The following is a 22,733-nucleotide window of genomic DNA, read 5'->3' as shown; positions in this document are numbered from 1 at the left end:
CGTCACGGTACTCGCCTGCCGTGCCCGTCAGAGGCCCGTCCCGGGGCTTCCCTAGTTCATCGAATCATCCTCACCTCGCTTTCCTCCAGGCACGGTTCGCCCGCCGTCGCAGCCCAGCGCAACGACGAAAGAGGATTCGTGCAGGACACCCCCCTCCCGTACCCGCTCGTGGTGGGCATCGACGTGGGCGGCACCAAGACGCACCTGCGTGCCTTCGCGGGCGGGACCCGCGTCGCCGACCACGTCCGCCCGAGCAGTGGCTGGCGTCCGCACGACCCCGTGGCCGCCGCCGGCTGGCTGGCCGCACTGGTCGCCGGGACGCTGCCGGCGGGCGCCCGCCCGTCCGCCGTCGCGGTGGGCGGGCACGCCTGCGAGACACCCCGCCAGTGCACCCAGATCCGTACCGCGCTGCATCTGCACTTCGACGCGCCCGCAGTCGTCCTGGGCGACGCCGAACTGCTCGTGCCCGCCGCCGGTCTGGAGCGGGGCGTCGGCCTGGTCGCGGGCACCGGTTCCGTCGCGGTCGGCCGACTGCCCGACGGCACTCCCGTGCAGGTCGGCGGCTGGGGTGCGGTACTCGGTGACGAGGGCGGCTCGGCCGGTCTGGTCCGCGAGGCCGTACGTGCCGTATGGGCGGCCCACGACCGTGGCGAGGAACCCGGCGAACTCGCCGGGAACCTGATCGCCGGGTTCGGCGTCGCCGAAGTGCCCGCGCTCGGCGCCGCCCTGGAACACGCCACGCACGCCTCCGCCGACTGGGGCCGGCACGCACCCGCCGTGTTCGCCGCCGCCGAGGCCGGATCGGCGCTCGCCCGGGCGGTGATCACCGACGGCGGCCGCTCGCTGGCCGCGCTCGTCGCACGGCTCGCCGCCCGCGGGGTGGCCGTCGACGACGTCGTGGTCGCGGGCAGCACCGTCCTCGCCCAGCCCGCCCTCTACGACGCCTTCGTGTCGTCCCTGGCCGCCGGCGTGCCCGGGGCCCGGCCCCGGCAGCTCGACGTGCCGCCGGTCGAGGGCGCGGTGGCGATGGCGCGTTCACTCGTATGACATATCGCGCGTTCACGCGTATGACATGGGGCGGACGCCGGATCATCCCTGACCCGACACCGCCTGCCCGTAATTCTTCGCCAGTAGGGCTCGGGAAAGCGCGTTCGACGCATACGTCACGTGCCGCACTGTGAGCCGCGCTCGATCACTCCTCCTCCCGGCCGTACGGCCGAAGAAGTCAAGAGAGGCAGACGTATGCCGTCACCAGCCGGGCACCGCTCCCCTTCGCCGGTCCGCGAACGCGGCGTGAACCGAAGGGGGTTCCTCACGTCGTCGCTGGGCGCCTCGGCCGGTGTGCTGACCGCGCCCACCTTCGTGACGTGGCTGGCCGCCGCGGACGCGAAGGCGGCCGGCGCCCCCGCCGCGTTCGTCGACGACTACCGGACCAACGTCATGGCGAACCTGACGCCGGAGACCAACGCCGTGGTCCGGGTCCTCGGTGGCATGGCGCGGGTGTGGAAGACCGGCGGCTCCTGGAACGCCGGCGTGCCGCTGATGCCCGAGGTGCTGCGCGCCAACATGCGCTACTGCGCCCGCGTCACCTCCGCACGCACCGAGGCGCAGGCGAAGGAGGCGTTCCTCTACGACCGCCAGCACCAGAGCTACGCGGTGATCGCCGGCCTCGGCCCGCTGGCCGATCTGTACCGGGCGGGCGCCCAGGCGGTCACCTCGATCACCGGTGCCCCCGACGGCACACCGCCCACCAAGATCGACGACGCGGTACCGGCCGGCGCCCCGGCCGGCTCCGCGCTCGGCGCGGGCTCGCACGACTCGGCGCTCGGCAAGGTGGCCGAACTGGTCGACACGGTCCGCGGCCCGTTCGCCTCCGGCAACCCCGGCAAGTACGCGTTCCAGTACCCGCGCCCCTGGCGCATGAACGAGGACAGCGAGGTCGTCGACACCGGGCGGACCGACGCGCTCGGCTACCCGGTCTACGACTCGAAGGTGGTCGTCGCCCCGCAGTTGCTGCGGCAGCGCAGCACCTCACCGGTGGACGACGGCGGCTTCCCCAGCGGCCACACCAACGCCTTCCACCTGGCGGCGCTGGCCTACGCGTACGCGGTGCCGGAGCGCTTCCAGGAGCTGGTGACCCGCGCGTTCGAGCTGAGCCACACCCGGATCATGGCGGGCATGCACTCCACCGTCGACGTCCTCGGCGGCCGGATCATGGCCACCGCCCTGGCCGCCGCCACCCTGGCCGACCCGGCGAACGCCGGCCTCAAGGCCGCGGCGCGCGCCCAGGCCCTGGCGTACTTCCGGGAGAAGACCGGCACGACGGCGGACACCCTGTACGCCTACGCCCACGCGGACGGCTCCGACGCGTACGCCGACCGGGACGCCAACGAGCGTGCCGTCACGCCCCGGTTGACGTACGTGCTGACCCGGCGCGGCGGCGACGAGCCGCTGACCGTGCCCAAGGGCGCGGAAGTGCTGCTGGAGACGCGGCTGCCGTACCTGGACGCGGCCCAGCGACGCGAGGTGCTGCGGACCACCGCGCTGCCCTCCGGGTACGTCCTGCTGGACGGCTTCGAGCAGTGGGGCCGGCTGAACCTGTTCGCCGCGGCGGACGGTTACGGCGCCTTCGACTCCGGCGTGACCGTCACCCTGGACGCGGCGGCCGGCGGCTTCAAGGCGGCCGACAGCTGGCGCAACGACATCGACGGCGACGGCGGTCTGACCAAGCGCGGCACCGGCACGCTGACCCTGACCGGCCACAACCGGTACACGGGCGGCACCGTGCTCGCGGACGGCGTCCTGGCCTGCGCCTCGGCGCACGCGCTGGGCCACGGTGACGTACGGGTGCAGGGCGGCACCCTGAAGGCGGGCAGGTCGCTGCAGGTCCACGGCAGCTACACGCAGGAGTCCGGCGCCCTCGATGCGACCCTGCGTTCGGGTCAGGAGCCGGTCCTGGAGGTGACGCGGCGGGCGGTGCTCGGCCGGGGCAGCACGCTGTCCCTGCGGCTGGACGCCGACCGGCCGCCGACGGCGGGACGCACGGTCCGGGTGCTCGCCGCCCCGGTGCTGCGCGGCCAGTTCGACCGCGTCGAGCTGAACTCCGACCGGCTGCGGGCCGTACCCGTCTACACGGCGGAAGGTCTGTCGGTACGACTCCTGAAGCGGTGACGCCCCGGGTGGCGGGAGCTGATGCGGAGGAGGCGGGGTAGACGCCGCTCTCTCGCTCCCGCCGTCGCCCGCCCGGTGTCATCGCGGGGCGGATGATGGCACGCGTGACGCACTCGGTCCTGGACTCCAAGAGGCCCCTCGGCCCGCCCGCGGGGCGGTCGCCGGGGCGGTCCGGCAGGCGGTTGCTCATGCCGTTCCTGGTGGTGCTGCTGCTCGCCCAGATGGCCGTCGCGATGGTGACGACGGCTGTCCAGCAGACCCCGACCATCGACGAACCGATATACGTCGCCACGGCCGCCGAGTACCTGCACGAACACCGTCTGCGCCACAACCCCGAGCATCCGCCGCTCGGCAAACTGGTCATCGCGACCGGGGTGGCGCTCGCCGACCCGCACGTCGACGCGTCCTTCACCGGCAACCAGAGCCTGCTCGGGCAGCATCTGTTGTACGAGTCCGGCAACGACCCGTGGCGGCTGATGCTGTGGGCCCGCCTCCCGGTGATCGCGCTGACGCTGCTGTTCGGGCTCGTCGTCTTCGCCTTCACCCGCGAACTCGCCGGTCCGGTGGGCGGGTCGGTGGCACTCGCGCTGTACGCCCTCTCCCCCGACATCATCGCCCACGGCTCGCTGGCCACCCTGGACGTTCCGGCGGCGGGGTTCCTGCTGACCTCGGTGTGGCTGCTGTGGCGGGCGCGCAGCCGGCCGCGGCTGTTCCTGCCGCTCGCCGGGGCGGCGCTGGGGGCGGCCCTGGCCACGAAGATGAACACGTTGGCGGCGGTTCCGGTCCTGCTGGCGCTGGCCGGTGTGTCGGTGTGGTCGACGTCCACGGACCGCCGTCGGGACCGGCGCCGGACGCTGCTGCGGGTGGTCGCGGGCGCCGGTGTGGTGGCGCTGGCCGCGCTCGCCGTCGTCTGGGCGTCGTATCTGGTCGTCGATCCGCGGCTGCGCTGGACGCCCGAGCAGGTGCCCACCGTGCACGGACTGCGCGGGCTGCTCGTCCGGCTGCTGCCGTTCCCTGAGGCGTACCGGGACGGGATGCGCGTCCAGTTCGGTTTGGAGAACCAGCCGTGGCAGGGCTTCCTGTTCGGCCGGCTGTACACCGGGTCCCTCTGGTACTACCTGCCGGCCGCGCTGCTGGTGAAGACCCCGCTCGGCATGCTCGCCCTGTGGACCGCCGGCGCCGTCGTGGTCCTGGCGGTGCGCAGGCTGCGGCCCGCGGCGCCGTATCTGCTCCTCCCCTGCGGTGTGCTGCTGGCCGTGGCGATGGAGGGGGCGCGGGACTTCGGCACCCGCTACGCCATCTTCCTGCCGATGTTCCTGGCGGTGGCCGCGGGCTGTGCCGTCGTCGTGCGGTGGCGGTGGCGATGGGCGCCGGTCGGGACGGGGGTGCTGCTGCTGTTCGTCGCGGTGAGTTCGCTGCGGACGTATCCCTACTATCTGCCGTACTCCAACGAGGCGTTCGGCGGACCGGCCGAGACCCGGCTCCGGCTGCACGACTCCAACGTCGACTGGGGCCAGGACCTCGGCCGGCTCGCCGACCGGCTGCGCGAGCGGTACCCGGGCGAGCGGATCTGGCTCGTGTACAAGGGCAGCGGCCTGCCGTCGTCCTACGGTATCGACGCGGGCGACCCGCGCGAGGTGCCCGAGCGGGCAGTGCGGGGGCTGCTGGTCGTGTCGGACTCCTCGGTCGCCAAGGCGACCGGACGGCTGGCCGAGTTGATCGACTCCAGTCGTCCGATCGACGAGGTCGGCCACTCGATCACGATCTACCGGCGGTGACCTGCCCCTCATGGGTCACCTGGTGGAATCCCTCGGCGCTCACGTGGTTCATCACGCCGCTGGCCACGCGGTAGCGGCCGTTGGGCACGTCCGAGGACCTCGTGAGGTGCACGGTGAGCGGACCCGCCCATTCGTAGCCCTTCTCCTCGGCGTGCCGCATCAGGCTGTCCGTGAGCTCCTGACCGACCCGGGTGCCGCGGCGCGTGAGTTCGTCGTGCACGTGCTCGGCGAGTTCCACGTCGTAGGCGTTGGGGACCACGACCCGGGTCTCGCTGCAGACGACCACGTTGCTGTCGCACTCACGTCGCAACGCGTCGCGGAGTTCGACGGGGTCCTTGTCGACGACCCGCGCCCACAGCGCCCCCCACCCGTTCTCCAGGGCCTGTTCCAGCGCGCTGATCGCGCTCATTCACGCCTCCTCGAAGTCGTCCTTGAAGTCGTTGCTGAAGTCGTCCTTGAAGTCGTCCTTGAAGTCGTCCTTGAAGTCGTCGGGCCGTACCTCGGCCTCTTCGAGGGCCTCCCGCAACGTGCGGCCGGTGCCGCCGGGTGCACGGGGGGTGCTCTCCTCCTGCTGCGCGAGGAGTTCGCCGGTGGTCCCGGTTCGGGAACGGTTCTCCTCGGGGGCGGTCATGCAGGTGGCTCCTCGTCTGTCGTCCTCCGCGACCGCCGTCGGCCGCCTGTGGCCAAGCGGGTTCCCGCCCCGCGCCCGCGTATCCGTCCTTCGTATGCGTCCTTCGTATGCGTCCTTCTCGCCGACGGCCGGATGACGTCGCACAAGCCCTGGTCACCGGGGCCGGTCAGCTATGTTGAGTTTCTGTGGGAGACAAAGGAGGCACACCGGTGCCATCGCCGCAGCAGGCACGTGCACAGGCAACCTCGATCACCTCGGGCAGGACCGCGCCGGAGACGGAGGCCTCCCCGACGTCCCAGCTGAGGGCACTCTTCGACCGGCCCCGGCTGTCCCCGGGGCAGCGGCGCATCGCCCAGTACCTGATCGAGCACATCACCGAGGCGGCCTTCTTGTCGATCACCGATCTCGCGGAGCGCGTCGGCGTCAGCCAGCCCTCCGTGACACGGTTCGCGGCGGCGGTGGGTTTCAACGGTTACCCCTCGCTGCGGGAGAAGCTCCAGTCGATCGCGCTCGGCGCCCTCGCCGGCGGCCCCACGGCGGCGGAGGAGAACGGGAGCAACGAGCTCCAGGCGGCCGTCGACGCCGAGATCGAGCACCTGGAGAACCTGCGCCGGGACTTCGCCGATCCCGACCAGGTGATCGGTGTCGGCCGTAAGTTGTCCCGGTCGACCCCGCTGACCATCCTGGGCCTGCGCATCTCGGCGTCCCTGGCGGAGTACTTCGCGTACGCGGCACGCCGGGTCCATCCCGACGTACGGCTGGTGACGCGGGGCGGCAGCGTCGCCTACGACGCGCTGCTGCAGTCACGGGAGGCCGGCGGTACCTGGGTGCTGGCGTTCTCCATGCCCCGGCACGCCCAGGAGACCCTCACCGCCGTACGGGTCGCCCGCAGCGCCGGGTTGAGGGTCGCGCTGATCACCGACCTGGCGCTCGGACCCGTGGCCGACGAGGCGGACGCCGTGTTCGCCACCGGCACCGGTTCCCGTCTGGTCTTCGACTCCTACGCCGCCCCCGGCGTGATGGCAGCCGCGCTGCTCCAGGCCATGACCGACGCCGATCCGGAACGCACCCAGGCGCGGCTGGAGGAGTACGAGCACATCTCCGACCAGCATCAGTTCTTCCTCCGGGACTGATCCCACCGCCCCGGACCGATCCCGTTCCCGGGCTGATCTCACTCCCTCGCACATCAGGACACAGTGGGATCCTCCGCCCCATATCGTGCATGAATGTTTTCATGCTCCTTGCAAACGGGACGGCATATATAAATACTGCTCACGGGATCGCGCCCCGGGCCGCACCGGGACACCTTCCACACCCGCGGACACCCACTGTCGCCGTCTCCTACCCGCGTCGGCGCCGGAGTGTTCGGCCGGGCATCGCCTGCGCGAGCGCCCGTGGCGGCCCCGGTCATCCCCTGGTCCGGGGCCGCCGCCACCTCCTCGGACCACGTTCCACGACGCCGCACACCCGGAAGCGATGACCATGCCCCTGACGACGACGCGCCTCAGCCCGGACTGGCCGTGCCAGGTCAAGACGCCCGGCAGCTACGACTGGGAACGCTCGGCGGCCAAGTGGCTGCGCGGGCTGGTTCCGGCGCGTTACGCCAGCTACCCGGCGCTGATCCGCCACCCCGTGCTGCTCGCCCGGCACGCGCAGATCCAGGTCCAGCACGAGGTCCGTGTCGCCCGCACCGCGCTGCAGACGGCCCGGGCCGATCTGCCCGGGCTGGGGCTGCCGGAGTCGGTCATCGAGCACACGATCAAGCTGTACGCGGCGGAGGTCCTGCAACTGCAGCACATCGCGCGCAGCGTCCGTGCGGTCAGCCAGGCCCTGGTCGACCGCGGCCACGGCCGCTGACAGCCGGGACTCTGCCTGTACTGACCTACCTGGTGATGCCGTCGCTCAGCCGCCTGCTGCGGCTGTGGCTGTACTCGCCGACGGACCGCTGAAGGCCGCCTGGACGGGCGGGTGAACGGGCCGGGCGGGGCCCGGGGCGCCCGTCTCCATCGACGTGCGCGTGGTCCGCGAACACACGCCCGCGATGAAGCGCGTCCGATGTGCAATGCTCAACACGTGACGAGCGAGCCCGCCGGCACCGCCGAGCACGGCGCCGCGCCCGACAAGGCCGCGCTGGCCAAGGTGGTGGCCCGGCAACGTGCGGAGATGGACCGGCTGCGGGACCAGGTCGCGTCGGCGGCCGTCCTGGAGCGGGCCAAGGGTGTGCTGATGGCGCTGACCGCGTGCACCGCGGACGAGGCCGGCGAGGAGCTGCTGCGGCGGGCGAAGGCCGCGGACCGCACGCTGCTGGAGGAGTGCTGGATCACCCTCGGCGGCCCGGTGCCCCCGCTGCGTGCCGCCTCGCAGGACGGCTTCCGTGCCGTCGCCGCCGTCCCCGGCGACGGCACGTCCGGCGACGGCTCGTCCGGCGCCACCGGGCACGGTGTCCCGGCCACCCGGAACCGGACGGATATCGGTGTCGGCACCGGCACCGGCACCGCCGACACGGAGGACGATGCCTTCGCCGTCCTGGGCCGCCTCGGTGAGGCCCTGGTCCGGGTCGACAACCCGCAGGAACTCGCCCGGTGCCTGCTGGAGCATCTCGCGCCGGCCGTGGAGGCCGACTCGGTCATGATCTACCGGCGACTGCCCGCCGGCGAGCTCCGACTGGCCGGGCACGCGGGCATCGACGACACCCTGGCCACCCAGTGGTGCCACGTGCCACCCCTGTCCGGGATCGCCGCGCTGGCCGCCCTGCGGGCGGGGCAGCCGCGCTGGCTGGAGGACATCGACGCGGACCGGGACCGGTATCTGCTCATCGGGAATCCACCCGAGCGCTGGCGCTCCCGTGTCTGGCTGCCGGTGCCGGCCGGGGACGCCGCCGACGTCTGCATCGGCGTCCTGCGGGACCGGGGCGGTCCGTTCAGTCCGCCGGTGCGACGGCTGCTGCGGGCGGTGGCCCGGCTGTGCGCCGAACGGCTGCGCGCGTTCGGCACCCCGCAGAACGAGGACGCCGTACGTGCCGCCGACGCCGCGCAGACCGTGTTCGGTTCGCTGCCAGGAGCGGCGATGCTGCTGACGCCGCTGCGGACGCGATCCGGGGAGGTCGAGGACTACCGCATCGACGCCGCGACGGCGGACGCGGTCGACATCGTCGGCCGGGCGGGCGGTGAGCTGGTCGGCCACCGGATCCTGGAGTGCTTCCCCAGCATGGCCGGCGAGCAGCTGTGGCAGGGCTGCCTGAACGCCCTGACCACCGGAAAGCCCTACGAGGGCGAGCCGTTCGCCCACGAGGAGGTCGTGGGCGGCGCCACGGGCGTCTCCGAGTACTCGATCCGGGCGGCCCGGCTGGGCGACGGACTGGTCGTCGCCTGGATCCGGCGCGACTCCTCGGTCCGGCAGGAGCAGCGGCTGTCGGACGTGCAGCGGCTGGGCAATCTCGGCTGGGCGAACTGGAATCTGGTCTCCCCCGAGGACTCCTGGTCCTCCCAGGTCTTCGCCATCTTCGACCGCGACCCGGCCGACGGCCCCATCCCCCTCACTGACCTGCCGGACCGCGCACTGCCCGACGACGCCCCGCCGCTGGCCCGGGCGATCGGGGAACTCGTGTGCACGGGGCGGCCGTTCGACGTGTCGTTCCGGATCCGGGCGGGCGGTGGGATCCGCCATCTGCGGGCCGTCGCCGAGGCGGTGTCGGACGTCGACGGCACACCCGTCGAGGTGCACGGCTTCGTCCAGGACCTCACCGCCCTGCGCAGCGTGGAGCTCGCCCTGGTGGAGAGCGAGCAGGAGATCCTCGCCCAGCACGGGGTGCTGCGCGCCGAGCGGACCCTGGCCGCCCGGTTGCAGCACGCGCTGCTGCCGCTGCCCACCCGCCCGGTGCGGCTGGCCGGGCTGCGGGTCGAGATCGCCTATCTGCCCGCCCAGTCGGGGCTGCACGTCGGCGGAGACTGGTTCAGCGCCATCGAACTGCCCGACGGCGACGCCCTGTTCGTGGTCGGCGACGTCGCCGGTCACGGCATCGACGCCGTCGCCACGATGGCCCAGCTGCGCTTCACCGCCAAGGGCATGGTGGTTACCGGATCTTCGCTGACCGGCGCACTGGCCCGGCTCAACACCCTGCTGCTGCACTCCCAGGGCTCGCACGGCACCGCGACCATGGTGCTGGCCCGCTACACCGCCGACGAACGCCGCCTGGTGTGGGCGCAGGCCGGCCATCCGCCGCCGTTGCTGCTGCGCGACGGCGAGGTGCGCTTCCTCGGCCGCCCGCACGGGATGCTGCTCGGGGCGACTGCCACACCGGTCTACGAGGAGGCGGAGTGCCGCCTGGAGCCGGGCGATCGGCTCCTCCTGTACACGGACGGGCTGGTGGAACGTCCCACGGAGGGCATCGATCTGGGGCTGGAACGGCTCGCCGAGGCCGTCGTGGCCCACGGCACGGACACTCCCGGTTCGCTGGGACCGCTGCTCGCCACGTTGCTGGAGGAGGAGCGGCGGGACGACGTCTGTGTCGTCGACATCCAGGTCCCCCACGAGGCGGAGTGACGGCGCCGCAGGGCGATCCCGGGGTGATCCCGAATTATTGGAGGGCGGAATTCCGCAGAGAAATCACCCCGAGATCACCCCGGGAGGGAAACGGCTCGGTGTCATCCCGCGGCCGTACGGGACTCCAGATCGAGCCGGGTGTCGTCGCCGTAGACACCGGTCTCGTCGCCGCGGATGCCGTACCAGAGCTGGAAGCGGGCCACCGCCTCGGTCAGGGTCGTGTCGTAACGGCCGCTGGTGGAGCCGTGGTCGTACACGTTCGGGATGCGCAGCAGGCGTTGCTGGAGGTCGCTCACCTCGGGGCCGCTGGCTCCTTCCCGCAGGGTGCCGGGGCCGTCGGGGTCGGCGGGGCCGGCCGAGACGCCCGGGGTGGCCGGGGCCGCCGGGGCCGGCTCGGCCGAGGTGGGCGCGGGCGGGGCGGGAGCCGGATCGGCGGTCGCGTCGCTCCGGCCGGGCAGCAGGAACGCACCCGCGAAGCCGACCACTGCTGCAGCGGTCACGGCTCCCACGACGGCCATGCGGCGCAGTCCGTACGGCCTGCCGCGGAGAGCAACCGGAGGTGGGGCTGGAACTTGGGCCGGGGCCGGGGCCAGGGGCCGGCGCTCGTCGGAGACGGGCGCCGTCTCCTGCGTCTCCTCCTCGGCGTGCGGCCGCACTACGGGCATCGCCACCGGCTCGTACCGGCCGCTCTGCTCCCGGTAGTCGTACCGGCCGCTCTGCTCCCGGTAGTCGTACTGGCCGGTCTGCTCCCGATACTCCCTGATCAGCTCGGCGAGGGCGTCGGTGCGGCGCGGGCGCAGCACACGGATCGGTTCGAGGGGTTGCCTGTCCTCAGGCGCGTCCTCGTCGGGCGGTGTCGGCATGCTGGTCTCCTTCCGTCCCCTGCGCAGGGGCCTCCGGCTCTCCCGGAGAGGGATACGCGCCGGCCGGGCGAGGAGTTCAGCGGACCTCACTCCGGTCGTCCCACAGTCGCAGCCGGTTCGACACAAAGCACTCGGTTCCCTCCATGCACTGCACTGAGTGTCATACGCCCCGACCAGGTGCTACGTTCCCGTCCATGAGTTCCAGCAGTGCGGCTCGCGGTCGCGGCGAGAAGGCGAGGAAGGCCGGCGCGGCGTCCGCGAAGCCGCCCATGCGGGACGCACTCGTGGCGGCGGCCTTCCAGCTGTTCCTGGAGCGGGGGTACGAACAGACCACCGTCGACGACGTCGTGGCGCTCGCCGGCGTCGGACGCCGGTCCTTCTTCCGCTACTTCCCCTCCAAGGAGGACGTGGTCTTCCCCGACCACGAGCGCTGCCTGGCCGACATGACGGACTTCCTGGCCACCGGCGACGGCACGGAGGAACCCGTGGAGCGGGTCTGTGACGCGGCCCGACTGGTGCTGAGGATGTACGCCGAGAACCCGACGTTCTCCGTCCAGCGCTACCGCCTGACCAAGAAGGTGCCGGGCCTGCGCGCGTACGAACTGTCCGTGGTGTGGCGCTACGAGCGGGCCCTCGCCGAGTATCTGCGGGCACGGTTCGCGGGCCGGCCCGACGGGACCCTGCAGGCCGACGTGATCGCCGCCGCTGTGGTCGCGGCCCACAACAACGCGCTGCGGTCCTGGCTGCGCTCGGACGGGCTGTGCGACGCGAACGCCATGGTGGACCACGCCCTGGGGTACGTCCAGTCCACCTTCGTGGCGGCCCCGGGAGCGACCCGGGGCGAGCAGTCCGAGGACGTGGTGGTGGTCGTCTCGCGGCGCGGGGCGCCGCTGTGGCGGGTGGTCCAGGAGGTCGAGACCGCGCTGGGACGGGACTGACGCATTTTAGGGTACGGAGTGCCTTTACGGGTGACACTCAGTGCCATACTCTGAGGTCGTGCGCGGTGGCACGGCGAACCGGGCACGTGCGTGCGTGGTACCCCGGGCACGCGGGATTCCGGCCGAGCGCAGGGAGTTGACCAGCGTGTACCACCCCTCAGCAAGCGTTACCCGTCAGTCAGCCGGTTCCGTGGCGGGCCTCCTGGAACCCAGGAGGCCGGAACTGCGCGGCGCGGACGCGGAGGCCATCCATTTCCAGCGCTGCACCTGGTGCGGCACCGCCATGTACCACCGGCTGCTGTGCCCGGTCTGTCAGGGCAGCGAGCTGCGGACCGAGCGCAGCGAGGGCACGGGGACGGTCCGCCACTCCACGGTGGTGCACCGCAACACCCCCGCCGCGCGCAACGTGTCGCTGATCGAGATGGCGGAGGGCTTCGTCGTGCGTGGCCGGGTGATGGGCCCGCTCATCGGCATCCACAGCGGCGACCGGGTGCGGCTGTCCACTGTGAAGGACCCGGTCCGGGGCGAGCCGGTCTTCCAGTTGCTCGACGAGCCCTACCGCGCCTGGAGCTGACGGACCGCCCGTCCGCCTCGCCGGCGAGCGCGTCCCCTACGGCCCCCACACCCCGGGCACCAGCGTTCGCACCCGCACCGGCAGCCCCGACCCGAAGCACTGGTTGGCCGCGAGTCCGACGGCCAGCGCGAGAGCGCCGTCGCGTTCGGTGGCCGTGGGATGGGTTCCGGCACCGGCGTCGGCCTGCTGCTCCCGGTCCACCGGCCCGAAGAGCGCGTCGAGCATGCGTGGATCGCCGCCCCCGTGCGCCTCGTGCGCGGTGACCAGCGGGACGTCGACCGGCGGTTGCCACAGCGGGCGGTGGGTGAGGCGGGCCCCGCCCGCATGTTCGGCGGCCGTGTCACCGTGCAGGGCGCCGCTGCCCGAGGTGATCGTGGTGCGGGGCGGCTGCCAGCGGCTCTCCTCCACCTCCAGTTCCAGCCGGCCCGCGCTGCCGTTGAACATCACCCGGTAGCCCTCCCACGGGGAGTATGCGGTGAGGTGGTATGTCATGGTCGCGCCGCCGCGGTACTGGACCAGGAGGGCCATGTCGTCCTCGATGGTGACGGGGCCGTCGAAGACGTTGCGGTCACGGACGTAGCCGTCGTCCTGTTCGGCGTCGAGGTAGAGGGCGCGCAGGGTGTCGTCGGCCGCGAGGTCCAGCGCGAAGGGGTCGTCGGCCGCCGAGGCGGTGCCATGGGCGCGGGCGTAGTCGCGGCGCAGTCCGTGGCGTTCGCCCGCCGCACGGCCGTAGAAACCGAGCCGCCCGTAGCCGAAGACCTCCTGCGGCTCGTCGGCGAGCCACCAGTTGACGAGGTCGAAGTGGTGGCTCGACTTGTGCACCATGAGGCCGCCGCTGTGGCGTTTCTCGCGGTGCCAGCGGCGGAAGTAGTCGGCGCCGTGCCGGACGTCGAGCAGCCACTCGAAGTGCACGGACAGGACCTCGCCGATCGCGCCCTCGGCGAGCAGGGCACGGACCTTTTCATGGACGGGGTTGAAGCGGTAGTTGAAGGCGACGGCGAGGGAGTTGCCGGTGTCGCGGACCGTGTCCAGGATGCGGGCGCAGCGGTCCGCGTCGACGGTCATCGGCTTCTCGGTGACCACCCGGCAGCCGGCCTTCAGGGCGGGGACGATGTAGCGGTCGTGCTCGGCGTCGACGGTGGTGACGACGACCTCGTCGATGTTCTCCTTGGCGAGCATTTCGTCGAAACGGTCCGGCTCCCAGGTGCCGGCGGCGGGTTCGCCGGCCGCGGCCAACAGGCCGTTGTGGAAGGCCATCCGGGTGGGGCTGGGATCACAGAGGGCGGCGACGAGGTGGTCGGGGCGTTCGGCCAGGGCCCGGGTGAACAGCTGGGCGCGATGGCCGGTGCCGACGACGGCGGCACGGTGGCGGGTGGTTCGACTCATAGCAAGCGCTTCCCCCGGGCGCGGTCCGCCTAGTCATCGGACCACTGCGTGGCTTGATCAGGTCGTTGCCTCGATGACGTCCCCTGCACAGACAACCCACAGCCACCCTGTCCCGTCCCGTCCCGTCCCGTCCCGTCCCGTCCTCTGAGCTTGATCCGCAGGAGGGCGGGCCGGAGCCGACCGGTACGGTGCTGGACGCGCCGTGGTCCGACCACCCCGGGGGCGACCACGCGGCTCGCCCCTCGGGTCACGAATCGAAGGTCACCCTGATGCCGACCGTTCCGTCCGGGCCGCGGCGCAGCCGGCTGCCGAGGAGGCTGAGGCGGCCCAGGACGCCGTACTTGCGCTTGAGAAGCTGCCGATAGCGCGCGACCGTGGCCGCATCCGTGCTCTCGGCGGTGGCGGGGATCTGGTCGCCGGTCGGGTGACCGCGCACGTCGCAGGGCCCGACCAGGACGTCGGCGCGGGCCCGGATGCGCTTGGCCTTCCCCGAGTCCGCGACGGTCCACACGCCGAGCGCGTCGCCGTCGCGCACCACCCACACCGGGGTGGCGACCGGGGTGCCGTTCCTCCGAAAGCTGGTGACCAGCAGGTATTTCCCCGCACCCAGGCGGGCAGGCACCGTTTTGTCCATGGTGGGCAGTGTAGAGGCAGCGTCTCGACACCGAAGGAGGCCGACGGCCGGCCCCGGTCAGCCGACCGCCGCCGTCATCCGCCGCACCGCCTCCTCGATGATCTCCGGCGAGGTCGCCAGGTTCAGGCGTACGTGTCCCGCGCCCCCGGTCCCGAAGGGGATCCCGGAGCTGAAGGCCACCCGGCCGCGGCGCAGGAAGGTCTCCGCCGGGTCGGCGCCGAGGCCGAGGGCCCGGCAGTCGAGCCAGGCGAGATAGGTGGCCTCGCCCGGGCGGCAGACGACCGCGGGGAGGTGCTCCGCGAGCAGGTCGGCGAGCAGACGCCGGTTGTCGTCGAGGCCGGCCAACAGGGCGTCCAGCCAGCCGACGCCCTCGCGCAAGGCGGCGGTGTGGGCGATCACGCCGACGTGGCTGGGACCGTGCCCGACCTCTTCCGGCAGCCGGGCCAGGTCGGCGGCGGCCTCGGGGCCCGCGACGGCGAGCGCCGCCTTCAGTCCCGCCAGGTTCCAGCCCTTGGACGCCGACATCAGCGACAGTCCGTTCTCCCCGCCCGGCACGGCGAGGTACGGCACGAAGCGCGTGCCGGCGGTGACGACCGGCGCGTGGATCTCGTCGGCGACCACCCGCACCCCGTACCGGTCGGCGAGGGCGGCGACAGCGGTCAGCTCATCGGCGGTGTGCACGGTGCCGGTCGGGTTGTGCGGACTGCACAGCAGGTAGGCGGCGCGCCGCCCGCCCGCCGTGATCCGCCGGAAGGTCTCCTCCAGGGTGTCCAGGTCGAGGCGTCCGTCCGCGCCCAGCGGGGCCTCGGCCACCCGCCGGTCCAGGTGCGCGAGGAACGGGAAGAACGGCGGATACACGGGCGGGTTCACGACGACCGGATCGCCGGGCCCGGTGACCAGTTTCAGCATCTCGACGACGCCGAGCATCACGTCGGGAACGATCGCGGTGCGTTCCACCGCGAGTCCGTCCCAGCCCCACCGCTCGCCGGCGAAGGCGGCGAGCGCCTCGGCGTACGCGGTGCCGGCCGGGTAGCCGGTGTCACCGAGGGCGAGCGCGTCCGTGACCGCGCGGACGACCCGTTCGGCGAGCGGGACGTCCATCTCGGCCACCCACACCGGCAGGACGTCCTCGGGATAGGTGCGCCACTTCATGCTCGTACGACGACGGAGCCGGTCGAGGGTGAGGGCACGCAGGGGATTCGGTTCACCGGACGATTCGTGCGGGATCCTGGTCATGCGGACAAGATAAGGCGGCTGCGGTGTGACCTGGAGTCATGAGGACGGGGTACGAGCTGAACGGGCGCGGTGATCCCCCGCTCACCGCCTTGCTGCGGCCCTACGTCGACCGGGCGTCCGTGTGGGGCGACGAGCGCAGCCGGGTCGGGCCGGCCCCGGCGGACGAGGAGAGATCACCCGTACCGTGAACGCCGCCGCTCCCGCGCACGTATGGAATGAGGGTGCTCAACCAAGCGGGTGCCCCGCGGTCTTGACCGTGAGTTCGGGGTTCGGGAGCCATGCATGAGGCACGCACGACGACGGGTCGTCCGGCGAGTGACACGGCTGGCTGCAGTCGGCGGACTCCTCCTCGGAGGGACGATGGTCACGCGGGCCATGGCCAGTGAGGCGCCTGTCGCGCCCGCTCCGCGGACGTTCGCCCAGCAGGCCGGCGGTATGGGCGAGGGTCTCGTCCAGCGGCTCGGCCCGTCCCGTACGGCGGGCGCCTGGATCGGCTCCGACGGCCGGCCGGTGGTCGCGGTCACCGACCAGGACACGGCGGCCGAGGTCCGCGAGGCGGGGGCCGAGGCGAAGGTCGTCCATCACAGCATGAACGAGCTCAAGTCGGGGACCGCGGCGCTGCGTTCGGCACCCCGGGTGGCGGGCACGGCGTGGGCGATGGACTACCGGACCAACCAGATCCTGGTACAGGGGGACAGCACCGTGTCGGCCGACGACTGGTCCCGGATGACCCGGGTCGCCGACGGCATCGGCAGCTTCGTCCGCATGGAACGCACCCAGGGCAGCTTCACCCCCCGGATCAACGGCGCGCTGCCGATCCTGTCGACCGGCGGACGCTGCTCGGCGGGCTTCAACGTGACCAACGGGCAGAGCGAGTTCATCCTCACCGCCGGGCACTGCGGCCCCACCGGTTCCATCTGGTTCCAGGACTCCCGGGCCAACGCGCGGGTGGGCAAGACGGTCACGCAGAGCTTCCCCGGCAACGACTACTCCCTGGTGCAGTACGCCGGCGACAGGGCAGGCGACGGCGCCGCCGTCGTGTCCATCGGAAACGGCAAGGGGATCCAGATCACCGGCGCGGCCGACCCGACGGTCGGGCAGCGGGTGTTCCGCAGCGGCAGCACGAGCGGACTGCGCGACGGCGAGGTGACGGGGCTCAACGCCACCGTGAACTACCCCGAGGGCACCGTCACCGGCCTGATCGAGACGAACGTGTGCGCCGAACCCGGCGACAGCGGCGGCCCGATGTTCTCCGAGGGGATCGCGCTCGGAGTGACCTCGGGCGGCAGCGGTGACTGCACGAGCGGCGGTACGACGTTCTTCCAGCCGGTGACGAAGGCGCTGGCCGACCTGAAGGTCAAGTTGCTCGTGGCGACCCCGGCCGCCGGCGGCGCGAACGGCAAGGCCTCTGCCGCACCGCCCGCCGCGGCGGGGCAGGGCGCGACCAACCCCGGCGCGGTATCGCCCGGTTCGTCGGCGCCCGCCGGGAGCGGCGCGACCGGGGAGCCGCTGCTGTCCCGGCTCACGGACAGCCAGAACGTCGGGCCCGGCCTGCTGGTCATCGCCGGCAGTCTGGTCGCGCTGGCGGCCACCCGGTTCATCCGTGCCGAGCAGGACCGCAAGGCGTACCGGCAGTACTACTCGGCCACATGGAACTGACCCGCTCCTGGGTCGACCCCGCCTCACCCGACGGTGAGCAGGACGGTGGCGGCGGCCGCGCCCAGCAGACCCGCCGTCTGTCTCGGGGTGACCTTCTCGTGCAGCAGAGCCAGTCCGAGGATCACAGGGAGGGCCTGGCGGTGCCGCTGCCGACGCCGGAGAGCGCGCCCCACAGGAGGTCCGCCGGGTGGACGGCGTCGGCGGGCAGCAGCAGGCCGGCGGCGCAGGCGAGCACGAGGCCACCCAGTTGGCCGAGGGCGGTGACGGCGGCGCAGTGGGACGGCGGGACAGCAGCCCGCCGGTGATGGGGGCACCTCCCGGCTCGAGCGAAGCCGAGAGGTGGGGGACGACGATGCCGTAGGTGACGGCGGAGGTCAGAGCGAGGAGGGGGCCCATTCGGTCAGGGGTTCCCCGGGAATACGGACCGATGCCTGGCGGCGACGGTCCTCAGGCGGCCCTCAGGCCGCCTTCACCGGCTGGGGCCGCGGCGGCCCACTCGAGGACGAGGCGCTGGTATTCCGCACGCTGCTCGCCGTTCAGTGTCCCGCCCGACCGGAGCCACAGCGCCCGGATCTCCTCGTTGACCTCGTCAGCCGATCGTTCGGTAGCGGGTTCAACACTGGTGGACATGATGTGAGCATACGGCCGCGAAGGTGAAGGCGATGTGAGTCATCACTAGCCAATCGGACATTCCGGACCGTGTTGCTGATCACGTCCATATGCCAACCCTCTTCCCGGAGTTCACGCCTCCACCGCGCCCAGCACCAGCACCTGGATCGCGAGCACCGCGGCTCCGCGGGCCCAGTCGTGAAAGTCGGACACCTTGGTCTCCAGGTCGAGCGGGGCGGCCAGCGGATGCCGGTGGGCGCGGAGGGTGTCCTCCACGACCTTGCCGGCCACGTCCATCAGACCGACGCCCTCTCCGGCGAGAAGGATCTTCTGCGGCAGCACGAAATTGGCGATCTGTCCGACCAGGACCCCCAGGGCCCGCGCGGCCTCGTCGATGACGCGGGCCGGCATCGGCTCGCCGGCGGCGGCGAGGGCGAGGATCTCGTCGTAGGTGTGGTCACGGCCGGTGGCGGCCCGCACCTGGTAGCGGATGTTGGGGATGGCGAGCAGGGAGACGGCGCTGCCGCGTTCACCCTCGGGCGTGATCGGGCCGTTGGGGTCGACGATCCAGTGCCGGCCGAAGCCGCGGTCCTCCTCGGCGTAGGGCACCCGCTTGCCGCCCAGGACGAGGCCGTATCCGATGCCGGCGCCGATGGTGAGGACCACGAAACGGTCGAGGCCGCGTCCGGCGCCGAACCACGTCTCGGCCTCCACGAGAGCGGCGACGTCGTTCTCGACGACCACGGGGAGTCCGGTGCGCTCCTCCACCAGCGCGGCCAGGGGAACCTCGCGCCAGTTCAGGAACGCGGACTCCCCCACCACGGACCGGTCCCGGACCAGACCGCCGACACCGATACCGATACCGGCCAGCCTCGGGTGCTCACGGGTGAGCTTCTCGGTCATCTCGGCCAGCAGGCCGACGACCCGGGCGGGGTCGTGGGTGGCGAGGGGGCGGTCGTAACGGGCGACGATGTCGCTCCTGAGGGTGGTGACGACGCCGTAGACCATGTCCTCGGTGATCTTGAAGCCGAGGAAGGAGCGGGACTCGGCGACGACGTCGAGCGGCTGTGAGGGGCGCCCCTGGCGGGCCTCGGCCGGGGAACCGGCCTCCGGGACCTCGATCAGCAGGCCCGACTCGATCAGCGGTTTGGTCAGCCGGGTGAGGCTGCCCGGAGAGAGGTCCAGCCGGCGCGCGAGCTCGGTGCGCGACAGCGGTCCGTGGACGAGTACCTCGATCGCCACCGAGCGCTCTCCCACGCTCAGGGGAAGCCAGCTGGCACCTGCGGTCATGAACGTCACACTCCCCCCAATATTTTTTCGTCGCAAAAGCAATATGGCTACTTTAGGGCGTACCAGGCGTCCTGCAAAAGATGTTGGCACGACTCTTGACGCATGGATTCTTCCGCCACGAAAGTAAGTGGCCGATGAAGAGCCGACGTGGACAAGGGAGTCTCCCGATGACCATCGCCTCCAGCAGCCCACCATCGCGTCTGCCCCTGGGCAGCGCCGAGGGGGCACGGACCGAGCAGCGGCCCGACCGGACGCGGGCCGGGGAGGACCGAGGTGACGGACGGCTGGCCGCGGTGTTCATCGCGCCGGCCCTGCTGGGCTTTCTGGTCTTCCTGGCCTGGCCGACGCTGCGAGGCATCTATCTGAGCTTCACGCGCTACAACCTGCTGACCCCCGCGGAGTGGGTGGGCTTCGACAACTACGTGCGGATGGTCCACGACCCGATCTTCTGGGACTCCCTGAAGGTCACCGTCGAGTACGTGGTCATCAACATCGGGGTGCAGACGGTCTCGGCCCTCGCGATCGCGGTCCTGCTCCAGCGGCTGACGCAGTCGGCGATGCTGCGCGGGATCGTGCTCGCCCCGTATCTGATGTCGAACGTGGTCGCCGGCATCGTCTGGCTCTGGATCCTGGACACCCAGCTCGGCATCGGCAACGAGATCATCTCGGCGGTCGGCGTCGACCGGATCCCGTTCCTGGCGGACGAGACCTGGGCGATGCCGACGATCGCGCTGATCAACGTCTGGCGCCACGTCGGCTACACCGCTCTGCTGCTGTTCGCCGGACTCCAGGCCATCCCTCAGGACATGTACGAGGCCGCCAGGGTGGACGGTGCGAGCGAGGGGCGGATGTTCTGGCGGATCACCATGCCGCTGCTGCGGCCGGTGCTCGCGGTCGTGCTGATCATGACGGTGATCGGCTCGTTCCAGGTCTTCGACACGGTCGCCGTGACGACGGCCGGCGGACCGGCGAACGCCACCAACGTGCTTCAGATGTACGTCTACCAGGCCGCCTTCGGCCGCTTCCAGTTCGGCTACGCCTCCGCGATGTCGGTGGCCCTGCTCGTCGTGCTGAGCGTGATCACCATCATCCAGTACCGGATCACCCGGGCCGGCCAGACCGACCTCGGCTGAGCGGAAGGAGTCGACATGACTGCCGTGACCACCACGACACACATACGGCCCGTCAGGCGCCGCCTGCCCCTCGGGCGGATCGTGGCCTGGGCGGTGATGACCGCGATCGTGCTCATCACCCTGCTGCCGTTCTACTGGATCCTGCGCACCGCCCTGTCCTCGAACGCGGGACTCGCCGGGAACCCGGACAACCCGTTGCCGGTCGATCTGACCACGGGCGGCTTCGAGCGGGCGCTCGGGCTGCAGTCGACCAAGGAGGCGATCGCTGAGGGCGGTGCGGGCGGCGGGCTGAAGTTCTGGCGTTATCTGCTCAACTCGGTGGTCGTCTCGACCCTGGTCACCGTCTGCCAGATCTTCTTCTCCGCCATGGCCGCCTACGCCTTCGCCCGACTGCGCTGGCGTGGCCGGGACAAGATGTTCGCCCTGTTCCTGGCCGGGCTGATGGTGCCGACCATCTTCACCCTGCTGCCGAACTTCGTGCTCATCAAGGAACTCGGCCTGGTGGACACCCTGCTCGGGATCTCTTTGCCGACGATGTTCATGACGCCGTTCGCGGTGTTCTTCCTGAGGCAGTTCTTCATGAACATCCCGAGAGAGGTCGAGGAAGCGGCCCTGTTGGACGGCGCGGGGAAGGTGCGGATCTTCTTCCGGGTGTTGCTGCCGATGGCGTCCACGCCGGTCCTCACCCTGGCCGTGCTGACGTACATCACCTCGTGGAACGACTACTTCTGGCCGCTGATGGTGTCCTACAGCGACAGCTCGCGTGTGCTGACCGTGGCGCTGGCCGTCTTCCGGTCGCAGACCCCGCAGACCGGCACCGACTGGTCGGGCCTGATGGCGGCGACGCTCATCGCCGCCCTGCCGATGGTGGTGCTGTTCGGGTTCTTCGCCCGCCGCATCGTCAGCTCCATCAGCTTCACCGGAATCAAGTAAGGGGACGATCATGCGGATACGTACGGTCGCGGCACTGACCGGAGCGCTGGCGCTGTCCCTCGTGAGCGGTTGCGCCCAGGGCGGCGGCGCCGGAGGGTCGGCGAACACCGTGACGTACTGGCTGTGGGACGCCAACCAGCTGCCCGCCTACCAGGCGTGCGCCGAGGGCTTCGAGAAGCAGAACCCGGGCCTGAAGGTGAAGCTCACCCAGCTGGGCTGGGACGACTACTGGACCAAGCTCACCGCGAGCTTCATCGCGGGCACCCAGCCGGACGTGTTCACCGACCACATCCAGAAGTTCGGCCAGTTCGCCGACCTCCAGGTCCTGGAGCCGCTCGACGACCTCGGCATCAAGGCGGCCGACTACCAGCCGGGCCTCGCCGCCAACTGGACGGGCCAGGACGGCCACCGTTACGGCGCCCCGAAGGACTGGGACACCGTCGCCCTCTTCTACAACCGCAAGATGGCACAGGACGCCGGTGTCACCCCCGGGGAACTGAACAGCCTGTCCTGGAACCCCGAGGACGGCGGCAGCTTCGAGAAGGCCATCGCACATCTCACCGTCGACGACAAGGGCAGGCGGGGCGACGAGTCCGGCTTCGACAAGAAGCACGTCAAGGTGTACGGCCTCGCGTCCAACGGCGGCGGTGACGCGGACGGCCAGACCCAGTGGAGCACCTTCGCCGCCTCGGCCGGCTGGACCTACACCGACAAGAAGCAGTGGGGCACCAAGTACCAGTACGACAGCAAGACCTTCCAGTCGGTCATGAAGTGGTACTTCGGCCTGGCGAAGAAGGGCTACCTGGCTCCCTTCACCGACTACAACATTCAGTCCAACCAGGCCAACACCCAGGTCGCCGCGGGCAAGGCCGCCGCCTCGTTCGACGGGGCCTGGATGATCTCGACGTACGCCGGCTTCAAGGGCCGGGACATCGCCACCGCCGTCACCCCCGTCGGACCGACCGGCAAGCGTGCGACGATGATGAACGGCCTCGCCGACTCCGTCACCAAGAACGCCCACAACAAGCAGGGCGCCAAGAAATGGGTGGCCTACCTGGCGTCGAACGAGTGCCAGAAGACGGTGGGAAGTTACGGCATCGTCTTCCCGGCCACGCCCGACGGGACGAAGGCGGCGGTGGCCGCGTACCGGAAGAAGGGCATCGACGTCTCGGCGTTCACCAAGCCGGTGGCCGACAAGAAGGACTTCGCGACCTTCTCCTTCCCGATCACCACCTACGCGGCCGACGTGTACGCGCTGATGCACCCGGCCATGCAGGACATCTACGGCAACGGCAAGTCCGTGAGCAGCCTCGACCAGACCAACGACCAGATCAATCTCATCCTCGACCAGTGACA

Annotated in this window: 21 protein-coding genes; 13 read left to right on the top strand and 8 right to left on the bottom strand. The window is 71.4% G+C overall.

Annotated features, from left to right (window positions below; all coding sequences use genetic code 11):
* Window positions 1-138 precede the first annotated feature (138 nt).
* The 3 genes from M2271_RS00960 (at window position 139) to M2271_RS00950 (ending at window position 4,949) form a co-directional block, all read left to right on the top strand.
* Window positions 139-1,047 (top strand): BadF/BadG/BcrA/BcrD ATPase family protein, encoded by a 909-nt coding sequence (locus tag M2271_RS00960; RefSeq protein ID WP_280885093.1) that lies wholly within the window; start codon window positions 139-141, stop codon window positions 1,045-1,047.
* A gap of 195 nt (window positions 1,048-1,242) precedes the next feature.
* Complete coding sequence (locus M2271_RS00955; protein ID WP_280885092.1) at window positions 1,243-3,171, top strand: phosphatase PAP2 family protein; 1,929 nt, start codon at window positions 1,243-1,245, stop codon at window positions 3,169-3,171.
* Window positions 3,172-3,359: 188 nt separating this feature from the next.
* On the top strand, window positions 3,360-4,949 hold the full coding sequence (locus M2271_RS00950; protein ID WP_280885327.1) for a phospholipid carrier-dependent glycosyltransferase: 1,590 nt from the start codon (window positions 3,360-3,362) through the stop codon (window positions 4,947-4,949).
* Here M2271_RS00950 and M2271_RS00945 read toward each other — a convergent pair.
* A complete protein-coding gene (locus tag M2271_RS00945) occupies window positions 4,930-5,358 on the bottom strand; it encodes a DUF3662 domain-containing protein (RefSeq protein ID WP_280885091.1) in 429 nt (142 codons plus the stop codon). The two genes, M2271_RS00950 and M2271_RS00945, sit on opposite strands and share 20 nt — an antisense overlap.
* Window positions 5,359-5,580 carry a hypothetical protein gene (locus M2271_RS00940; RefSeq protein ID WP_280885345.1) on the bottom strand — a complete coding sequence of 74 codons (222 nt, stop codon included), beginning with the start codon at window positions 5,578-5,580 and terminating at the stop codon, window positions 5,359-5,361.
* Window positions 5,581-5,789: 209 nt separating this feature from the next.
* Here M2271_RS00940 and M2271_RS00935 point away from each other — a divergent pair, with 209 nt between their 5' ends.
* From M2271_RS00935 to M2271_RS00925, 3 genes are all read left to right on the top strand, one after another.
* Window positions 5,790-6,713, top strand: a complete 924-nt coding sequence (locus M2271_RS00935; protein ID WP_280885090.1) for a MurR/RpiR family transcriptional regulator — start codon at window positions 5,790-5,792, stop codon at window positions 6,711-6,713.
* Between the two features lie 343 nt (window positions 6,714-7,056).
* Window positions 7,057-7,437 carry a hypothetical protein gene (locus M2271_RS00930; RefSeq protein ID WP_280885089.1) on the top strand — a complete coding sequence of 127 codons (381 nt, stop codon included), beginning with the start codon at window positions 7,057-7,059 and terminating at the stop codon, window positions 7,435-7,437.
* A 306-nt stretch (window positions 7,438-7,743) separates the two neighbouring features.
* Window positions 7,744-10,122 (top strand): SpoIIE family protein phosphatase, encoded by a 2,379-nt coding sequence (locus M2271_RS00925; RefSeq protein ID WP_280885326.1) that lies wholly within the window; start codon window positions 7,744-7,746, stop codon window positions 10,120-10,122.
* Between the two features lie 101 nt (window positions 10,123-10,223).
* On the opposite strand, the gene M2271_RS00920 is transcribed toward M2271_RS00925, so the two are convergent.
* Window positions 10,224-10,985 carry a peptidoglycan-binding domain-containing protein gene (locus M2271_RS00920; RefSeq protein WP_280885088.1) on the bottom strand — a complete coding sequence of 254 codons (762 nt, stop codon included), beginning with the start codon at window positions 10,983-10,985 and terminating at the stop codon, window positions 10,224-10,226.
* Between the two features lie 194 nt (window positions 10,986-11,179).
* Between M2271_RS00920 and M2271_RS00915 the strand changes: the two genes are divergently transcribed.
* Window positions 11,180-11,923 (top strand): TetR family transcriptional regulator, encoded by a 744-nt coding sequence (locus M2271_RS00915; RefSeq protein ID WP_280885087.1) that lies wholly within the window; start codon window positions 11,180-11,182, stop codon window positions 11,921-11,923.
* Window positions 11,924-12,068: 145 nt separating this feature from the next.
* A complete protein-coding gene (locus M2271_RS00910) occupies window positions 12,069-12,497 on the top strand; it encodes a hypothetical protein (RefSeq protein ID WP_280885086.1) in 429 nt (142 codons plus the stop codon).
* Between the two features lie 36 nt (window positions 12,498-12,533).
* Here the strand turns inward: M2271_RS00910 and M2271_RS00905 are convergent, their stop codons facing one another.
* From M2271_RS00905 to M2271_RS00895, 3 genes are all read right to left on the bottom strand, one after another.
* The gene (locus M2271_RS00905; protein WP_280885085.1) at window positions 12,534-13,883 is read right to left on the bottom strand and encodes a Gfo/Idh/MocA family oxidoreductase; all 1,350 of its coding nucleotides are present in this window, start codon (window positions 13,881-13,883) and stop codon (window positions 12,534-12,536) included.
* 247 nt (window positions 13,884-14,130) lie between these two features.
* Entirely contained in the window at window positions 14,131-14,517 is a 387-nt protein-coding gene (locus tag M2271_RS00900) for a PPOX class F420-dependent oxidoreductase (RefSeq protein WP_280885084.1), read from the bottom strand.
* A gap of 57 nt (window positions 14,518-14,574) precedes the next feature.
* Window positions 14,575-15,753, bottom strand: a complete 1,179-nt coding sequence (locus M2271_RS00895; RefSeq protein ID WP_280885083.1) for an aminotransferase class I/II-fold pyridoxal phosphate-dependent enzyme — start codon at window positions 15,751-15,753, stop codon at window positions 14,575-14,577.
* A gap of 38 nt (window positions 15,754-15,791) precedes the next feature.
* Here M2271_RS00895 and M2271_RS00890 point away from each other — a divergent pair, with 38 nt between their 5' ends.
* Both M2271_RS00890 and M2271_RS00885 read left to right on the top strand, forming a co-directional pair.
* On the top strand, window positions 15,792-15,941 hold the full coding sequence (locus M2271_RS00890; protein WP_280885344.1) for a hypothetical protein: 150 nt from the start codon (window positions 15,792-15,794) through the stop codon (window positions 15,939-15,941).
* 94 nt (window positions 15,942-16,035) lie between these two features.
* Complete coding sequence (locus tag M2271_RS00885; RefSeq protein ID WP_280885082.1) at window positions 16,036-17,412, top strand: S1 family peptidase; 1,377 nt, start codon at window positions 16,036-16,038, stop codon at window positions 17,410-17,412.
* Window positions 17,413-17,859: 447 nt separating this feature from the next.
* Here M2271_RS00885 and M2271_RS00880 read toward each other — a convergent pair whose 3' ends face one another.
* Together M2271_RS00880 and M2271_RS00875 are read right to left on the bottom strand one after the other, a co-directional pair.
* Window positions 17,860-18,042: a hypothetical protein gene (locus M2271_RS00880; protein ID WP_280885081.1), complete on the bottom strand. Its 183-nt coding sequence runs from the start codon at window positions 18,040-18,042 to the stop codon at window positions 17,860-17,862.
* Window positions 18,043-18,153: 111 nt separating this feature from the next.
* A complete protein-coding gene (locus M2271_RS00875) occupies window positions 18,154-19,311 on the bottom strand; it encodes an ROK family transcriptional regulator (RefSeq protein ID WP_280885080.1) in 1,158 nt (385 codons plus the stop codon).
* A 167-nt stretch (window positions 19,312-19,478) separates the two neighbouring features.
* Between M2271_RS00875 and M2271_RS00870 the strand changes: the two genes are divergently transcribed.
* From M2271_RS00870 to M2271_RS00860, 3 genes are read left to right on the top strand one after another with little or no spacing between them, the layout of a single operon-like run.
* The gene (locus tag M2271_RS00870) at window positions 19,479-20,444 is read left to right on the top strand and encodes a sugar ABC transporter permease (RefSeq protein WP_280885079.1); all 966 of its coding nucleotides are present in this window, start codon (window positions 19,479-19,481) and stop codon (window positions 20,442-20,444) included.
* A gap of 15 nt (window positions 20,445-20,459) precedes the next feature.
* On the top strand, window positions 20,460-21,377 hold the full coding sequence (locus M2271_RS00865; RefSeq protein ID WP_280885078.1) for a carbohydrate ABC transporter permease: 918 nt from the start codon (window positions 20,460-20,462) through the stop codon (window positions 21,375-21,377).
* Window positions 21,378-21,387: 10 nt separating this feature from the next.
* Entirely contained in the window at window positions 21,388-22,731 is a 1,344-nt protein-coding gene (locus M2271_RS00860) for a sugar ABC transporter substrate-binding protein (RefSeq protein WP_280885077.1), read from the top strand.
* The last annotated feature ends 2 nt before the right edge of the window (window positions 22,732-22,733 follow it).

Source organism: Streptomyces sp. LBL, from assembly GCF_029893585.1.
Classification (GTDB): Bacteria; Actinomycetota; Actinomycetes; order Streptomycetales; family Streptomycetaceae; genus Streptomyces.
This window is presented reverse-complemented; position numbering and strand designations above follow the sequence as displayed.

Coding starts and splice junctions, on each gene's coding strand:
- M2271_RS00870 (WP_280885079.1), top strand. CDS start 19,479: ATGACCATCGCCTCCAGCAGCCCACCATCGCGTCTGCCCCTGGGCAGC.
- M2271_RS00920 (WP_280885088.1), bottom strand. CDS start 10,985: ATGCCGACACCGCCCGACGAGGACGCGCCTGAGGACAGGCAACCCCTC.
- M2271_RS00860 (WP_280885077.1), top strand. CDS start 21,388: ATGCGGATACGTACGGTCGCGGCACTGACCGGAGCGCTGGCGCTGTCC.
- M2271_RS00950 (WP_280885327.1), top strand. CDS start 3,360: ATGCCGTTCCTGGTGGTGCTGCTGCTCGCCCAGATGGCCGTCGCGATG.
- M2271_RS00945 (WP_280885091.1), bottom strand. CDS start 5,358: ATGAGCGCGATCAGCGCGCTGGAACAGGCCCTGGAGAACGGGTGGGGG.
- M2271_RS00930 (WP_280885089.1), top strand. CDS start 7,057: ATGACCATGCCCCTGACGACGACGCGCCTCAGCCCGGACTGGCCGTGC.
- M2271_RS00885 (WP_280885082.1), top strand. CDS start 16,036: ATGAGGCACGCACGACGACGGGTCGTCCGGCGAGTGACACGGCTGGCT.
- M2271_RS00900 (WP_280885084.1), bottom strand. CDS start 14,517: ATGGACAAAACGGTGCCTGCCCGCCTGGGTGCGGGGAAATACCTGCTG.
- M2271_RS00955 (WP_280885092.1), top strand. CDS start 1,243: ATGCCGTCACCAGCCGGGCACCGCTCCCCTTCGCCGGTCCGCGAACGC.
- M2271_RS00895 (WP_280885083.1), bottom strand. CDS start 15,753: ATGACCAGGATCCCGCACGAATCGTCCGGTGAACCGAATCCCCTGCGT.
- M2271_RS00865 (WP_280885078.1), top strand. CDS start 20,460: ATGACTGCCGTGACCACCACGACACACATACGGCCCGTCAGGCGCCGC.
- M2271_RS00880 (WP_280885081.1), bottom strand. CDS start 18,042: ATGTCCACCAGTGTTGAACCCGCTACCGAACGATCGGCTGACGAGGTC.
- M2271_RS00915 (WP_280885087.1), top strand. CDS start 11,180: ATGAGTTCCAGCAGTGCGGCTCGCGGTCGCGGCGAGAAGGCGAGGAAG.
- M2271_RS00940 (WP_280885345.1), bottom strand. CDS start 5,580: ATGACCGCCCCCGAGGAGAACCGTTCCCGAACCGGGACCACCGGCGAA.
- M2271_RS00905 (WP_280885085.1), bottom strand. CDS start 13,883: ATGAGTCGAACCACCCGCCACCGTGCCGCCGTCGTCGGCACCGGCCAT.
- M2271_RS00890 (WP_280885344.1), top strand. CDS start 15,792: ATGAGGACGGGGTACGAGCTGAACGGGCGCGGTGATCCCCCGCTCACC.
- M2271_RS00875 (WP_280885080.1), bottom strand. CDS start 19,311: ATGACCGCAGGTGCCAGCTGGCTTCCCCTGAGCGTGGGAGAGCGCTCG.
- M2271_RS00925 (WP_280885326.1), top strand. CDS start 7,744: ATGGACCGGCTGCGGGACCAGGTCGCGTCGGCGGCCGTCCTGGAGCGG.